The organism is Paenibacillus sp. 1781tsa1 (genome assembly GCF_024159265.1).
Classification (GTDB): Bacteria; Bacillota; Bacilli; order Paenibacillales; family Paenibacillaceae; genus Paenibacillus.
In genome coordinates this window covers 4,164,339-4,180,865 of record NZ_JAMYWY010000001.1, presented here as the reverse complement: position 1 = coordinate 4,180,865, position 16,527 = coordinate 4,164,339, and the positions used below count along the sequence as shown (strand labels likewise).

At 35.7% G+C, this 16,527-nt stretch carries 12 protein-coding genes; 2 read left to right on the top strand and 10 right to left on the bottom strand.

What is annotated here, in order from left to right:
• Positions 1–62 precede the first annotated feature (62 nt).
• The 10 genes from NKT06_RS18775 to NKT06_RS18730 form a co-directional block, all read right to left on the bottom strand.
• Positions 63–1,172, bottom strand: a complete 1,110-nt coding sequence (locus tag NKT06_RS18775; RefSeq protein WP_099856685.1) for a hypothetical protein — start codon at positions 1,170–1,172, stop codon at positions 63–65.
• A 36-nt stretch (positions 1,173–1,208) separates the two neighbouring features.
• Positions 1,209–1,715 (bottom strand): hypothetical protein, encoded by a 507-nt coding sequence (locus NKT06_RS18770; protein ID WP_253437830.1) that lies wholly within the window; start codon positions 1,713–1,715, stop codon positions 1,209–1,211.
• A gap of 26 nt (positions 1,716–1,741) precedes the next feature.
• On the bottom strand, positions 1,742–3,262 hold the full coding sequence (locus NKT06_RS18765) for a hypothetical protein (protein WP_253437827.1): 1,521 nt from the start codon (positions 3,260–3,262) through the stop codon (positions 1,742–1,744).
• Positions 3,263–3,285: 23 nt separating this feature from the next.
• Complete coding sequence (locus NKT06_RS18760) at positions 3,286–4,851, bottom strand: hypothetical protein (RefSeq protein WP_253437822.1); 1,566 nt, start codon at positions 4,849–4,851, stop codon at positions 3,286–3,288.
• A gap of 27 nt (positions 4,852–4,878) precedes the next feature.
• The gene (locus NKT06_RS18755) at positions 4,879–6,633 is read right to left on the bottom strand and encodes a hypothetical protein (RefSeq protein WP_253437819.1); all 1,755 of its coding nucleotides are present in this window, start codon (positions 6,631–6,633) and stop codon (positions 4,879–4,881) included.
• Positions 6,626–7,543, bottom strand: coding sequence for a hypothetical protein (locus NKT06_RS18750; RefSeq protein WP_253437816.1), 918 nt, complete (start codon positions 7,541–7,543; stop codon positions 6,626–6,628). The genes NKT06_RS18755 and NKT06_RS18750 overlap by 8 nt, the downstream gene beginning before the upstream one ends.
• Positions 7,544–7,703: 160 nt before the next feature.
• Positions 7,704–8,918, bottom strand: coding sequence for a metallophosphoesterase (locus tag NKT06_RS18745; RefSeq protein ID WP_253437813.1), 1,215 nt, complete (start codon positions 8,916–8,918; stop codon positions 7,704–7,706).
• 11 nt (positions 8,919–8,929) lie between these two features.
• A complete protein-coding gene (locus NKT06_RS18740) occupies positions 8,930–9,124 on the bottom strand; it encodes a YonK family protein (protein ID WP_253437809.1) in 195 nt (64 codons plus the stop codon).
• Positions 9,125–9,246: 122 nt separating this feature from the next.
• Entirely contained in the window at positions 9,247–9,570 is a 324-nt protein-coding gene (locus NKT06_RS18735; RefSeq protein WP_253437806.1) for an HU family DNA-binding protein, read from the bottom strand.
• Between the two features lie 165 nt (positions 9,571–9,735).
• Positions 9,736–12,330 carry an RNA dependent RNA polymerase gene (locus NKT06_RS18730; RefSeq protein WP_253437801.1) on the bottom strand — a complete coding sequence of 865 codons (2,595 nt, stop codon included), beginning with the start codon at positions 12,328–12,330 and terminating at the stop codon, positions 9,736–9,738.
• 358 nt (positions 12,331–12,688) lie between these two features.
• On the opposite strand from NKT06_RS18730, the gene NKT06_RS18725 reads away from it, so the two are divergent.
• Both NKT06_RS18725 and NKT06_RS18720 read left to right on the top strand, forming a co-directional pair.
• A complete protein-coding gene (locus NKT06_RS18725) occupies positions 12,689–13,729 on the top strand; it encodes a tyrosine-type recombinase/integrase (protein WP_253437797.1) in 1,041 nt (346 codons plus the stop codon).
• Positions 13,726–15,972, top strand: coding sequence for an AAA family ATPase (locus tag NKT06_RS18720; protein ID WP_253437794.1), 2,247 nt, complete (start codon positions 13,726–13,728; stop codon positions 15,970–15,972). The genes NKT06_RS18725 and NKT06_RS18720 overlap by 4 nt, the downstream gene beginning before the upstream one ends.
• Positions 15,973–16,527 lie beyond the last annotated feature (555 nt).

The following is a 16,527-nucleotide window of genomic DNA, read 5'->3' as shown; positions in this document are numbered from 1 at the left end:
CTCCCTTTGTAAATATAAAATAGGGGTACTCTATAAAAGCACCCCTTCTATTTTAAATAGTATTACGCCAGTGAGTTCCACATAGCATAACGACCACTAGTCACAATTTTAACATCCCAACGTTGTTGGATTGTATAATCCACAGACAAGTCTGCATTTTGAGACGCTTGTGACTCAATAATTTGTGTATTACCTTCGAAGCCAATTTTAACAATCTTTTGTACAGCAGAAGAAAGAATCAAAAGTGTTTCTTCGTCAATCGCAAAGTCGTCTGTGTTTGGAATCAAGCGCTGCTCCAGTTCGAATAGATCAGTTCCTTGGAAATTAGTTAGGTAGCCATTCGTATTGTATTTATCACCAAGACCGAATTTGAAGTACTGATCAGCAGGAACCACTTTGGACAGCGCAAGTTTAGAGCCAAATGCAGTAGAAGTACCACCACCATTAGCAGCAACCACTCGTTGTGTCAGTCGGTTGAATTTATCTTGTGCAAAGGCTCCTGTTTCTTTATATCCAGCACCCAAAGTTGGGTAACTATCAATAATTGCATTGTATACATCAACGGTAATTTGAGTTTCAACTGAACGTACAACCCGTGTAACAAATTCGCCCCAGTTTACTTTACCAGAAACAATTCGATACCAATCTTCGCCTACTGTAATAGTGTGGTTTACCGGAGTAAGAACTACATCGCTACCGAGCAAACGTTGACGTGTGCCTTTTCGTTTACCGTTGGAAGCCGTAGATACGACAAACAGATCGCTGTTTGGCACGTTAAATACCAGATTATCTCCCCAACCAACAGACTTTACATCTGCAAATTGATTGAAATTATCAAGAACTGTTTCAGGCACTACGATGTCAAGCATCTCAGAAATCAAAGAGAACATTGTCCATTTAACAGTGGGATGAGATTGGAGAGCAGTTTCATTGAACTGATGCTCAGAAGGAAGATTTGCATATTTGATAGCCGTAGAAGTCAGATTTTTAGAAAATAGGTCTTGTTTTTCTTGAAGGGAAAGAGTCCCAGCATACTGACGAAGTTTACTTTTTTCAGACTCGCTTGTAGAGTTTTCATACCGATAATGACGGAAAAGTTCCACACCAGCCTGTACGATGTCTTTTTGTTGCTCATCCATTTTGCTATATCTTGCAGAAAAATATGGTTTCATTAATTGTTATCTCCTTGGATTATAATATTGGTTGAATTAAACAGAGCGTACGACAAGCAATTTAGTGGCTGGGATACGACGATTACCTACAGAGATAGTTGTTTTATCAATAACCTTCATAGCAACTAATGTGTTTCCAGTAAGGTCATCTGCTGCCGCAGGTTTAATATCGCCATTCACAGGAATAACATATTTTTCTTTAGTCGTAACACCAGTAATACCATCATCTGTAATAGTAAAGTCATCTCCTACCTTCAAATGAAATGCCGTTGCTGGACGATTAGCTGGATTTGTAAACAGAGTTACATCAGTAAGATCTACACGTAAACCATTCACTTCAATCAACTCAGGTGACCGAACCAACAAAACTTCTTCTTTAGTTACATCCGTAGGGGTTGCTGCCACATACAAGTCGGGCTGACCAGAAACTTGAGAAGCAATAGTTACGAAACTACCATTTGGCATTTCTACAGTATTTTGTACATTTTTAATAAAGGAATCAACATTAGTTCCTGCCATAGTACCTAGATTAACAATTTGCATTTATAAATCTCCTTTAATATGTATAATTATTGTTTAAGCCGAGACCAAACATCTTTATTTTTTGTTTCATCTGGTTTTTCGTCTGATTCAGTATGAAGAGTTCCCATTTGACTGAAGTCAGTTTTAACGCTTTTGTTGGTTTCAGAAATACGATCATATGCAAATGATTTAATATCGCGCTCAAATTCAGATACTGAATCATAAGAAGATGATTTTTCACGCCACTCATTTAACTCTTCACTGGAGAAAGCGCGCGCGATTTTTGAGAAGATTACTTCAATTTGCTCAGCTTTCTTTTTATCCTCAGTGTTTCTTTGGTATTCTTTGAGTTGCTCCATTGCAGCATTAAGACCTGAAATTTCATTTTCCTTTTGAGACAATTGTTCTTGAACCTTGCTAAATTTATCATTCAATTCAATATAATCATTTTGCTTAGTAGATATTTCTTCCTTCAATTCACTAACAATTTGAACTGCATAATTTTTATGCTCGTCTACAATCGAATTAGTAAAATTGATTTCGGATTCTTCAGAAACTCCGTTATCCCAATCTGTGGGAACATACTTAATCTTTGTTGTAGACTCAAATTCAAAAGAAACATTATCTCCATTTTTTGAATATGGAACACGCACGTCTTGATAGTTGTTCATGCGGTCTACAGCATATACATTCTGCTCATCAAAGTCACGCATACGGTATCTTGCCACTTCAATATCTTCGTCATACCAGTTTTTTGTTGTATATTTAAGCTCCGAAAGTTTTCGGCTTAATTCGTCACTCATCTGGCTCACTGTAAGATTGAAGGAGGTTGCGATATCTTGTTTTGTTTTCAATTCTTCGTTCTCCTTTTGTTCTTGTTCATTTTCTTCTTTTGTAGAAAAATTCTTTTTAAATGTTTCCATTATGGCATTGACTTCATTTGAGAATTCAGAAATTTCAATTGATGAAAATTGCAATTCTATCGTTGAGTTCTGCATCGCTGGTTGAACATTTTCACCAAGTCCACAAGCTCCATAGAACTGGAATTTCGTAAAGTGGAAGCAGTTATCTTCTCCCCATTCACCCTCAAACTCTTCTGATAACTCCATTGATTGACCTTTGATTAAATCTCGACTCATAATATCAGTAGAATCATCAAATTTAGTCCATAGAAGCGCTTCGACGGTCAAGAAGGTTCTAGTTTCTCCATCGTCACAAAGTCTGTCTTCAAAAGTAGCATTGTTTGACTCGGGAATAATACCGATTGCTTTGCCTAAGTATTTTGTAGTAACTTCGCCATCTTTTCGTACTATGATTTCACGATGATCAGAGAAGTCACTCTTTCCAGTCGATCTATTATTCTCAATATAGGCTAATACCGGAGTATTACTGAGAGAAGGGATTGCGTCTTCAATGGCTTCTCTGGAGAAGTATGATCCATTGTGATTCTTTCCTGTGTGACAAAGCCAAATTTTCACTTTTTGAAATCTAATGTCTATTTCTTGTGACTCATATGTATTTATAGATTGAAATAGTATAGGCACATTTCTTGAAACTGTATTTTGCAATTAATTATCACCCCCCTTCATTGTTAAATGTCCAAGTTAGAGTCGTTGTCTCGTGTTTTTTCTCCGCTATCAGTAAGATTAGATTTTTGCGGAGCACCAACTTCATTTCCTGACTGGACATGAGAAGAGGAGAGAGGACGCATTCTATCTTTTAGGTCAATTGAGTCTTCGAGGTTAATTAAATTGGAGAATTCTTGAGGAGTTTTTCCCATTGAAGTAGCAACATACGTCACAGGAGCTCCATATTGCGCGGCTTTTATGGCACGATCAAATCTTTCTTGTTGATCAAATCTAGTACCTTCAAGGTGACACTTGAACCTGTATCTACCTGTTATTTGGCGAAGTTGAAAATTAATGAATCGTTCAAATTGCCTGTATATTCTATATACAAACATTTCATCTGTCTTTATAGAGGCAGCCAATCCAGAGCCGTTTAATTGCTTTTCACCGAACAGAACAGGGGATGTACCGGAGGTCTCCCAGAATTCACTATTGCCCAATCCTACAATACTGTCTTTACTGTCAGCTTGCTTGAAGTCTAGAGCTTCTGTTTCTAAGGGTGTGGTTACAACCTTCACGCCTTGCGGAACTGCTGACTGCATGAGGGCTGAGAATTGACCAGCGGTGTCAGCCATGATTGCAAAATTATCTTTTTGGTTTCCGCTTTTACCTGTACCATCCTTGTGCATTGGAATTTTGTTTACAAGTAGCTTCCATACGTCTAATGATGTTTTCGTCTTTAGCAATTCTTTGTAGTTAACAATTTCAATACTGTCTAAGAACAGTCCCATCAAAGGAGGAGAGACACCAGCATGGGTATCATCAAATTTAAAAGTCCAAGCTTTTGCAGGATCAAGTTTCTGCCAATAGCTGTATCGTCCATTTGAATATCCAGACTTATTCTTAGAATAATCTTTTTCTCCGATAAAATTGCTGTAATATTCTCGAAAGTCGGGATGAAAATCATCTAAGTTGACACCCGGATTCAAAAAGTATGTCATATTAAAAGCAAATTGATATCCTAGTTCGTTTCTAGACCAGATCTTACAATAGTTACTGGGTAGTTCTTGTAGCCGTATACCATTTTCACTTTCACGCATATAATAATATTTAACATCTTCCAAGATCATACTTTCTGCAATTTTTGGTAACTCAGAAGAAAGATCGAAATCCTCAATCCATTGAAGTGCTTTATTATATGATTTTTTAAATGCTTTACTTTTCATGTCTTCAGCATCTGCATTAGTTGGCTCTAAATAATGATCATATGTAAGTATCTCAGACATGTAGATTACTAGTTTCTTAAACTGCATAATAAAGTTAAACAAGTACTGGGATAAATCTTTTAGTTCACGTTCATGATTTTTTGGATCTGACAGCATTTTCTTAACACTATCACGATTAAACTTTGCAGGAGACATATTCATATCTTTTAAAATTTGGTTTTGCCAAACAGGACTAATCATGGATGGGTTGTTCAAGTTGGAGAACAAAACTTGTACAAACTTTTTCGCATATTCTTCATTAAATACAAACGACTCTTCCTGTGTATCCTTTTGCTGATCCGGTTTCTTAGTTGTACTTTTCATTTTTCACCTACTTCCATTACAACATCCTTAAGAGAAGAAATAATCAAGATAGTTCAATTCAACTTCATCTTTCTTTACGTCTTCATATGTTTTTAAGTAATACAGGACATACGCAAGAGCTGCCCATATATCCTTTTCGGTCTTTTTGACTACTTGATCAACACCTAGTTTGCCACCTTGTTTTTGTACCAGTTTAAGATTGGCAACTTGGTCAATCAATTGGTCAGTTTGAAAGTGTGCAGCTTTAATCTGATTAATATCTGATTCTTTCTCTTTTGTTCCTTTTTGTGTTTTGCCATTTAAATCAAGCATTTTTTCTGGAACTAAAAGTTTTAGTCGCCCACTCTCTACAAAGTCGATAAAGTTTGTGATAATATCTGTTTGTATTCCTTGTGCTTTTAAGCTAAACACTTTCAATAATCCAACACCATCTTGAGGGGTTTCATCGGTGTTAACTGTATCCCAACTGTCAAATGGATCTGTCTGGAGAGGGTCATATGTTTCTTTCATTAGCTCCTCAACAACACCCTGTCCAATACCATTGGCATCAACAACTGTAACGGAACCATCATAGTGTTTATCAAGTCTCTTAAGGAACATAGCTTGATCATTAAAGTTTGTTCCGTTGGGTGGAATGAATATATTTGATACAGTTACGTGCTTAATTGTACCATTACTATTTCTTTCTACCTCAACAATGACAAAGGCAGATTTATTGTTGTTGTTTGACTGAGATCGTGCAATATCTGCTCCAATAAAATATTCTCTGTTTTTTTTCGGCATAATCGACGCTCTGCCCACTGTTCGCAATTCCATTAATTTGTTTATATTAACTAGCGCGCCATCACTTACACCACACCATCTTGATTCATAGTTCTGAGCAAATGATATGGCACTTGTGGTTGGATCATCTTTCTTAGCAAGTATCTGAGTTCTAGTTTCGCCTCGACCATAGTGGCAAGGAAGTTCCCAACTTGCACCTAAAACCATTTTCCCTTTTAAATCTGCCATATCATCTATCATGTTACTTAAGCGAATAAATTCATCGCTACCTCGATATCCACTTGTGGTTAGGTAATTAATCATACCGTTTAACTCATAGGGATTGATTGCAGATAATCTACCTATGGTTCTACGTGGCACATTCACTACGGGTTCTAATGCATCTTTAAAGAGAGTGTTATTTAGCAACGCAGATTCTTCAACATTCAATCTTCTTCTACGTTGACCTTTTGAGTTTTGAGCGTTGGCAAGCACACTGTATATTGCTCCTGAAGTAAATATAACCTCAACCTGATCTTTTGAGAAACTAGATTTCACTATTTCATTATTCATGAGAGGGAACCACTTTATAATTTCATTGTGTTTTTCTTCACTAATAGAGGAAGCATTTTCTCTTGTTTGTGCGCTCATAGCTATGGTTATATCAGGAAAGAAAATACAAGTATGATAAATGCTCATCAATTCAATCATCGTTTTACCAAAACCACGGGGGAATACGCCATATGTACTTACAAATCTACTCATAGATCTTAAAAATACTCTCTGATCTAAGTCTAGCCTCATGCCGCCTTTTTCTGGTGTGATCAAGTCATAAAATAAATCAGGGAACCACTTACTCCATTGGACAAACTCAATCCATTTGCTTAGATTTTTATCAAATGAATTACTTTTTTTATCATCGATTTTAACAGGAGAGTTAAACTCAGCATTGGTTCCAACTCTAGAACTCTTTTTAGTGTGCTTGAAGTTATCGCTCTGAAAATTATTGTAATTAGCCATGACCTGATTCATCCTTATTCAAATCGCTCATCTGGCTTTCATAATCCATCTTTCTCTTGTCATAAAAATCATAAATCTCTTTATATTCGCAAGAAGGCAAGCCTTTGATGTCACGGACGTAGTTAATATAGCACCATAAAGTAACATCTACCTTATCTTTTGGTTGCTCAATAAATGAAGGGAGTAGTCCCATTATTTCGTGATTTTCTTCAACTATCCTAGCTAATTGCCCAAACCCGTCGAGACCTCCAGACAAGTCTGCTTTGCTCATTTGCGATGGTTTGAGTTTTCCAGCTTCTGCTACATCTTTTACCATTGCAGCCCATTCTTTAGCGCCCTTTAAATCTCCACTTGATTTTGCAAGTGTTTCTTTGACTTTATTTACACAAAATTCTCTAAAGTATTCCTCATGCATAGTAGTCAAGAGTTGAAAGCTGGACTTTAGTTGTTGGTACTTATTTTCAAATAGTATGTATTCATCATCTGGATACCCATAACCATATTTGTCTTTTAGTTCGCCTACATCGTATTCACTGCTAATATATATCTGATTGTTTGTTCCCTGTTCTTGGGTATCTTCAGTTAGTACTGAGTCATTCCATGTTAAATCCTTGAACTTCTTAAGTTGAATTGTTTTTATGTATAAACCAAAAGTGTCTTGTCTTTTCAATGTTGCTTCTTCGATTGCAGATTTCCATATCGATGCAATGAATGGACGATTCATTTGCAAAAGTGCATCTTTTACTGTTTGCATATTAGAGTAGTCTATATTCTTTTTCAGGCATGGTTTACAAACGCCGAATCTACCGTCTGAGTCAAACTTACTTCCTGAAACATAAAAGTCTGTGACATTTTTATCTCGTTCACATGTATTACAATATTTTTTTTCTTTGATCGATTTACTATCCATAAATCACCTTCCTAAACATGCTCCTTAATAAAAAAACCATGGGGTAGGAGGGAGCGTCCGGTTTAAAGAACCTTATGGCAGGATCTCCCCATGTAAAAATAAATAAGAAAAAACCCGATTCTATTTTTAATCAGGTAGTCGATTTATGTATTCTTTGCAATTACAATCTAATGTTATAGGTGAGTGTACGCCCTTTGTCTTCTTCGAGTATCATCACTTTAGCACCGGCATTTGATGTCTTTTTGAGTTTTAGTGAATAGTCATCAATACCAATAATAGAAGGGGACTGAACATATTCAATGTCTCGATTTCCATTCATGCCAATAGTCTTCTCGTGTGAGTGATGTAAATGTCCGCTCAACAACAGATGAATCGGTTTGCTATACGTTAAAGAGTAATCCTTAATACTGTTTTCTAGATTTTTTTCGTTCTCTCCGTGAACCCCAAGCACTTTTGTACCAAGGATATCTAGATACATAAATTCATTGCAATTAGTTACTGAAACATTCTTGTTACCCTTTAGATTTGCTGAAATCAACTTAGTAATCCACTTTTGAGCATTTTCATGTGGGAATTCATCTCTTTTACCTGAAAGTAATCTAAGTTGATCGTGGTTTCCAAAGATGGAGTAATAGTCAACTATGCAATACTTCGACAATTCGTTCAACCACTGACTCATAAATTCAGCAAAATGGATCGCCGAATCAGTAACTCCCATTTTGAGACTCATTAACTGACTCATGCGAAGAATACCGTCAACGCTATCACCTAAATTAGGAAGAGTGACATGGTTAATCTTTTGTTCATCGTTAATAGAAACAAACTCTTCAAGCAATTTCCACATACGATTCTCTAGAATCTCTGGACTATATTCATTGAGAAGTTCACCTTCCCATCCAAACAGTTTGAATGACACACCGTCATGCATGTCCGCGATAGGGAAGAGGAAGTCACGTTTTGCGTTATTCTTTTTGATATAAATATCTGGAATTTGTATAGTTGGGCGATTAATTACTGCTTCTGCAATCTTTTCTTCAAGCAAATCCGCTCTACCTTGCTCACGAATCATTTTGTTATACTCAATCTTTTCAGTTTGAAGTTTAATCCGCTCTTTTTTTAATTCAATGGTTGCATCCTGAACCTCATCAACCACCTCGTTAGTTGCATATTTCTCAAGAATAATTGGTTTCCATTTAGAATATGAAGCGTAGTCTTTGCGCCATCTCGATTCTGAAAATTCCTCGCCTGATTCTTTATTTAGTAGATCAGCTATCTGAATCCAATTCAAACCATATAGTTCTTGATTGTCTCCCAATCTAACTAAGTAATCATTAATTCCTTCGTCAGCTTCCCTAAATAGTTTATTTGGAGTCATTAACTCACTCCTTATTCTTCGACTACATGACTTGGCTTAAAGTCAGAAGCTAGTGTGAAGGAAATTTGTTCCCCATCGAAATCTTGAAGTAATGCTTTTACGTCATAAGTTTGAATTCCGGTCTTATCTTCAGCCGTAATTTGCATCTTGTCCATATCGAAAGTACCTGTACGATTAACCGTTTTACTGTCTTTATTCTTTGCCATATTATATTGCCCCCGATATATATTATTGTCCTGATTTAAAAGAGGAGAGAGGTCTAATTCATCCTATCTCTCCTCATATATACTGAAATTATGTATTATTCTAATGTAACAAGTATATGAAATTACTCTTTTACAGCGTCTTTTAGCGCTTTGGCGGCCTTGAAAGCTGGTTTTTTGGAGGCAGGGATAAATACACTCGCTTGTGCTTTGGCGGTTGCCTCATCTACGCCTTGTTCTTTGAGTTCTTTCAAAAGTTTAGGATTTACACCATTGCGCTCTTTAGTGTCACGAACTTCAAAATTACCAAATCCGAAAAGTTGAACTTTATCTCCACTTGCAAGTGCTTCTGTAATCGCTTGAAGTGTTTCATTGATTGCTTTTTCAGTATCTTTTTTAGTCATACCCGTTTTCTCTACTACCACGTTAATCAAATCTGCTTTGTTCATTTATAAATCTCCCTTGTGATTGTTTTTTTGTTTTTGGTGAAAGTATGCCATTTAAAACTTCTGTTACTTGTCATTAAGCCGTGAATTAGCATACCTCCCCTAAAACACCTATCTAAAATACACTCAATTTTATTGAAACCCTTATGTATCAAGGGTTTTCATTTTTCAGCCAATTTTCGTTTCCGACTTTTTATTATTTTTATTCCTATAAGTTAAATTTCTCTCTTTTTTCTTCTCATTGTCCACGATTTTTCCACAGGCTTCACAATATTTCTTAGAGTTGTTACTTTTATTTCTATTATTATCAATTACGGTATTACATCTTTCACATAGTTTGATTCTTGAGACAAGATTTTTTTTGAGATTATCTACAATTATATCTCCGAAACTTGACCATAATGTTGTTTTGTATCCAGAGTTTGAACCATTATATAGATACTCGATTAAAACATCAGTAACAAAATAGGGATCGCTATGTATTTGTAACAATTCATTTCTTATGTACATATAAACGGGGAGCTGGTCAGTGTTATTTATATCACCACTTTTCTGCCTCGATGAAAGCATCCACTTAGTGTCATTTAAATCTCTATACTTGTTTAACACTGCATCATACATCTCATCTTTATCCCTTCTCTGGCTCATTAAGGTTCTATAATCAAACTCATACATATCAGAGACAGATTTAAATCTAATTCGAACATCTGGAAACATATTTTTCAGCCTATTAACCGTTGTTGTGTTGCTCCAAGATTCAGTAATTCTTTTTGCTTTCTTATTTTTTCTGTCCTGTGGCTTAAGTCTATATTTTTCGTAAGTAAAGAAATGGGGCATCTTCATTTTATTAAATGGCTTAAACATAGTCTTGATTTGTTTTGGTCGAACTGGCTTGTAATTTGTTTTCGCTGCATCAATCTCAAAATTATTTTCCATTGTTCTGATTTTAACTAGATCTACATCTACTGAATCGCTGTTCCACAACTTTGTAATATCGTTGCTGATGATTCCAATATTTCCGCTAAAAGCTCTTTTTAAATTTTTCTTGATGCTATTTCGACTGATTTTCTCTGCTGGGGCTTTCTTCATATCATAGTAGAGCGGTACAATGCCCTCCATATTCCTTTCAGCTACTTTTACTAATGTTTTATCGTTACTTACTGTCACTTTATCTCCGTCACAATCAAACATTAGGATTTTGCTGATAGGGTCGTGGATAGATGTATGAACACTTTTACTAACAAACCACTCTCGGGTCACATCATCAACTACATTAGATCTGACCGCATGTTCCTTATAAAGATGTGGACTTCTCAAACAATCGACTTTATCTTTGTCGGGTATTGAAACGCATGAAACTTCGCCATCTAAAAGTAGTCCTATTGGTTTTTTATTTCCATTGAACAAATACTCACAAAATGCATACAGATCAGGAGCAATGAAAGTATAGCATCCATCAACTTTGATTTTTCCCGTATATACTTTCCTCATTAAACTAGCCTTGGCTTCCTTAAGTTTAGTTTTTACGTGAGGATCTAATAAGAGCTCTGGATATATGTATAATGATTGTTGTAGATTGTTCTTATCTTCGAACTTCCCCTTTGTTGCCCCCAACAGGTTGAGCATTTCGTCAGGGTTACTTACTGTTTCTTGGATGTCATTACGAGTAGCTGATACAAGTTGGTCTAACTCTTCTTCGGAAATTAGAGTTAGTGTTTGCAACATTTGATAACAAAGTCGAGCAGAGCTTAATTCATCTTCTTCTGTGTTAGTTACACTGGCATGACAGTTATGCTTCTTGTAGAGTGACTTATACTCATCCCAACTTTGATAGTATTTCCACATCTTAAACTGAGACTTAGTGAAGATAACTTCTATCTTATCTTTAATAATGTCGTGTTTCTTACCATATATATCAGTTACAATTCTATTGTCTTCTCCCACAAATTTATCAAATGGGAAGGGAACGAGTAAGCCTTTAACCCAAGGTAGACGAACCATAAAGGCTTTCTTGCTCTTCTTTGGTAAAATCATACCGCAGCCATCCGTGTGGCACACTGGCACATCCATTTTTCTACGACGGACGGTATAGTTGACATCATCAACGAAGTCTACGGTAGTATTGATTGAAGTTTCAAAATCTTCCACAACGATTGAGCGATCAATATTGAATTTGCCCCATAGATCAGTTGCGCTCGAACATAATGCTAAGTAGGCCAAGTATTTATTAATGCTAACACCATATAGCCTTTTGTTGTTTTTACCAGTGTCAAAGTGATTATTGATTCGCTCTTCAGTAAGACCACACATTAGGGTGAGTTTGACTTCTTCCCAAGTTTCCTTTTTCATAAAGACGGTTTTCTTAGTTCTGATTTGTCCAGCAGACGCAGTAAATGGAACATACTCCTCACCATTTAGAGTGAACCCGTTCTCCACTAGACTGTCAAATACACTGTAGTAATGAGTTTCGACAATGATAACGTCTTCGTATGTCTGATTTTCTACTAAACCAAGTGTACGAGTGAGTGAAGACTCAAAAAGAGATACTTTATTATTGATAGACAAACTATTTGGGTTTAAGTTTCGCTTTAGATTAACGTTTGAATCTATAACTGCTCGAAAACTAGTTTCTAATTCCTTAACCTTGTCTTTCTCGTTTTTCAGTTTTGCTCGGTTGATTTCTTTTCGCAATAATCTTTCTTTTAATGTAAAGAAGGCGCTCGTATCAACGCTATATATGTATACTTGCTTATCCAGTGCCATTCAAACATCCTTTACTATATGTATTATTTGTTTGCAATACTCTTATACCAGAAATATTCATTATCCAAAACATCTATGTATTCAACACAATCATGTATTCCATCTCGCATCCAATCGGACACCATTTTCGCATCATATGTATCTACTTCAAATCCATCATAGTATCGATCCTCCCAAGTGATAGTTGAGTGATTTCCTTTAATGTGTTTGTTCTTCAAATTGCTGCTCCTCTATGTATGTTTTATATTTGGTGTTCATCACCATGTACTCATATTAAGCTGAATATAAAATAAAGTCAATACATATATTTACTCTTTAAAAATAGTAGTGTATAATCAGATTTATGGAGGGGATACAAATGCAAACCGTAAATGTAGTGGGTCTACATAATAACTCGGTATTTGATGATATGAGAACATATTTGAAAAAATTCAACAGTGTTCACACTCAGAAAAATTACGAACGCTCATTAAGAAGCTTTTACATGTGGTATAAAGGTAAAGATATTGAAATGCTAGTGAGAGAGGATATGAAAATTAGAAATGCAGATTTAATTGGTTATCAGATATATCTAAAAGAGCATCCTATTGATTACTCAAATAACTCAATAAACAACATTATGGCAGCCATACAAAGTTTTTATGAATTCCTTGAGATCAATGAATATGACGTCAATTCGAAATTTGCTAAAGTAAAGGTTCTACCAGATGACTCAGAGCGAAGCGGAGCTTTATATTACAATGAAGCAGAAATGATGGCCTCATTACTACGAGAAGAAAAAGTTAAAGGCATTGAAAAGGCAGCTTTCGTCCGATTAGCTTACACAGCAAGTTTCCGCAAAAGTACATTATTGTCAATCTGCTACTCCGATATTAAATTAGATGATAACAGAGGATATTATAATATTCACACTGTTGGGAAGGGTGGCAAAAAACACACTGTTCCAATCTCCAAAGAGTTATACAGTGAGTTATTACTTATAAAGAATCAAAAATACTACGGGAGGTATGGCGACGATAAAATTTTTCATCTTTCAACCAAAACGATTCAGGTTATGATGGACAACTTGAAAGAACAGATGGGGATTTCTCCTGAAAGAAATATAAAATTTCACAGTCTAAGGAATGTAGCTGCTGGATTTGGAACATTGGAAGAAGCCAAAAAACATCTTAATCACACGAATGTCTCAACAACTGAAACCTATTATAGACACGTTAACGAAGACCGCTCTAATAGCATTAGCTTAAGAATGGAAGAAAAAATTGAAGATTCCATACTAGAAAAGCTTTCAAAAGAAGAACTTATCGAGTTGATTATGCAACAAAACCATGGAGTGCTGACCCAAATGAAAAGAGATGCACGAGAAACAATCAAAAACAAAGGAGAGATGGTTAATTGAGTATAATAGAACTGAAGTTAACACCGGAAAAGATGATGTTTCCAAGAAAAGAAGCTGATAATAAGAATGATTTTAGAATATATTCCTGTCACGCAAATGGTCCGAATGTACTTTTGAACTCGTATGGAAATCTTAGCATCAAAGGCGTAATGCAGCGTTTGGAATTGGGAGTCGAATACGAAGCACAAATTGAGCTTGAGAAAGTAGATGCAAAATATGGTGCAAGCTATAATGTGTTATCCATTTACCAGGAAGTTCCTGAAACAATGGAGGGACAAAAAGCATTCCTTGCTACCTTAATGACGGAGCTGCAACTTAAAGAATTGTATAAAACATATCCAAATGAGGATATTGTAAAATTGATTATTGATGATAAATTTGAATATGAAAAAGTTAAACAGTTCGGATCAAAGACTTACAAAAGGATTAGGGATAGGATTCTTGAAAATATCACTTACCGTGACATACTAAGTCGATTAGGCAAATACGGTATTACCTATGACATAATACTAAAACTTGAGAAAACGTTCGGTTCAAAAGAGTTAGCAATCCAGAAAATTGAGGATAACCCATATGAGCTTACTCAATTATTTGGATTTGGATTTAAACGAGCGGATAAGATTGCGCAGTTGATGGGCTTTAAGAAAGACGATCCACATAGAATCAAGTATGGGATTAGATTTACAATTGATGACAACCAACAACAAGGGCACACATATATGTTAAAGGATGAATTGTTGCGGAATGCTTCTGAGAAACTGGAACTTATGGAAGTATTAATTGAAGATTATCTGTATGAGACAGATGGACTGGTATTTGTAGACGACAAAGTTTCGCTTACTAGAACCTACAATGCCGAAAAGTATATAGCAAAACGACTGATGGAAATATTAAGCGGTGGAGAGGAATTAGATTTTGATCACGAGAAATACATTTTAGATATTGAAGAAGAGTATAAAAAGGACATACCAAAAGGACTTACATATCAACAAAAGGATTTCTTTAGAAATATTCAAAAACATTCCGTCAACCTACTGATTGGATATGCCGGAACAGGAAAAAGTAAGCTTCAAAAGTTCCTTGTAGATTTACTAAATAAACTAGGACTTACATACGTTTTGCTATCCCCATCGGCTAAAGCAGCAAAGGTTACCCGCACATACACTGGGGTTAACGCTCAAACGATACATAGAAGAATTGGTTTTGGGATGGACAAAGAAGAAGAGATGATGCTTGAGATCCACGAAGATTTTGTGCTAATTGATGAGTCCGGTATGACAGACGTGTTTATTCTATCTTCATTACTTTCTAAGATTAAGAATCCGAATTCGAGAATATTGTTCGTTGGTGATGATTTTCAGTTGCTATCGGTGCAAGCAGGAAACTTTCTACATGATGCTATTGAGAGTGGAGCAATTCCTATGACCAAGTTAGATATCGTCTTCCGTCAGGGCGATGGGGGAATCCTCGATGTCGCAACCAAGATCAGGGAGGGCAAACAGATTGTGTCTGATGATTTTGATGGTAAGAAGTTATTCGGAAATGACCTTCTTCTTCACTGTGTAGATCAGATTCAAATAGAAAAAGGATATAAGCACTACTATAATTTGCTACTCAATACATATAAACCCGAAGACATAATGGTTTTATCACCAACTAAAAAGGGGAAAATAGGAACAATAGAATTGAATAAATACATACAAGAACAGGTTAATCCTTTTGATGATGACAAGAAGCAGTACGAATATGGATACGATGGATTAATCAGAGTTGGAGATTATGTACTTAACACAGTTAATATGTATAAGATAGCAAACATGAATGAAGAAGCCATAGATGTTGTAAATGGAGATTCAGGGAAAGTTATCGATATAAAGACAGAGGATGACAAGAAGAGTAGTGATGAAGACCTACTAGAGAGGGAGAAGAAGGGGATTATTATTCAATTTGATGATCAATTAGTCAGATTAGATATTGGATTAGCTGCTCAACTATTATCTGCTTGGGCATTAACAATACATAAAAGTCAAGGAAGTTCAAGCGAAGCAACATTAATTGTAGTAGATAAATCCAATAAATTTCAGATTAGTGCCAACTTGATTTATACAGCAATAACGAGAAGTGTATCTAAGTGTATATTCTTAACTCAGGCAGAGACATTAAACTTTGCCATTAGAAAAGTAGAAAGTAAGAGAAGAAATACTCATTTGTGCCAGTTGTTAAAAGAGAGTAAATATAATTAAGTATTTAAAATTAGTCTATTGGATGTATATCCGGTAGACTTTTTTTTGTTTTACGATTAAAGGGTAATCGTGAATTGAGTCACTGTAGTGTGAAACGTAGAAATACCAAGGGATAAGGAAAGAGATGATGTTAGGGGGTATGTTGATCGCTAGTGTGTATCGCAAAAGCCTATACATACCAAGGGAAATAGAGTGAAATCGGACATAATATGCCGTGAAATGAGATGGTTACAGTAATGTAATGAATCTGAAAAGGTAGATGGGAGTATGAGGAAAAGGATTAGTTACGATTGAGATTGTGATTGATATTTGGTGAAAATAGAGTTAATAGTTACAAAAACATTACAATTAAATGGAAATTAAATGGGAGGAGATAAAATATAAATCAGGGTGTGGAAGTGGAAGTGCTAGGCCACTATTTTCCAATTATGACTCGATTTTGGATTTAAAATAGCCCCCCATACCCTTACTAGATACTACACAAGATATATTGTGTGGCATCTAGAGCATACAAGAACAACTCTACAACTGATCTATTATGCTGCTTAATTGTCA

What these genes read in the sequence shown, in the direction of transcription:
- NKT06_RS18775 (WP_099856685.1), bottom strand. Translation starts at nt 1,172, where the DNA reads ATGAAACCATATTTTTCTGCAAGATATAGCAAAATGGATGAGCAACAA.
- NKT06_RS18770 (WP_253437830.1), bottom strand. Translation starts at nt 1,715, where the DNA reads ATGCAAATTGTTAATCTAGGTACTATGGCAGGAACTAATGTTGATTCC.
- NKT06_RS18760 (WP_253437822.1), bottom strand. Translation starts at nt 4,851, where the DNA reads ATGAAAAGTACAACTAAGAAACCGGATCAGCAAAAGGATACACAGGAA.
- NKT06_RS18755 (WP_253437819.1), bottom strand. Translation starts at nt 6,633, where the DNA reads ATGGCTAATTACAATAATTTTCAGAGCGATAACTTCAAGCACACTAAA.
- NKT06_RS18750 (WP_253437816.1), bottom strand. Translation starts at nt 7,543, where the DNA reads ATGGATAGTAAATCGATCAAAGAAAAAAAATATTGTAATACATGTGAA.
- NKT06_RS18745 (WP_253437813.1), bottom strand. Translation starts at nt 8,918, where the DNA reads ATGACTCCAAATAAACTATTTAGGGAAGCTGACGAAGGAATTAATGAT.
- NKT06_RS18740 (WP_253437809.1), bottom strand. Translation starts at nt 9,124, where the DNA reads ATGGCAAAGAATAAAGACAGTAAAACGGTTAATCGTACAGGTACTTTC.
- NKT06_RS18735 (WP_253437806.1), bottom strand. Translation starts at nt 9,570, where the DNA reads ATGAACAAAGCAGATTTGATTAACGTGGTAGTAGAGAAAACGGGTATG.
- NKT06_RS18730 (WP_253437801.1), bottom strand. Translation starts at nt 12,330, where the DNA reads ATGGCACTGGATAAGCAAGTATACATATATAGCGTTGATACGAGCGCC.
- NKT06_RS18725 (WP_253437797.1), top strand. Translation starts at nt 12,689, where the DNA reads ATGCAAACCGTAAATGTAGTGGGTCTACATAATAACTCGGTATTTGAT.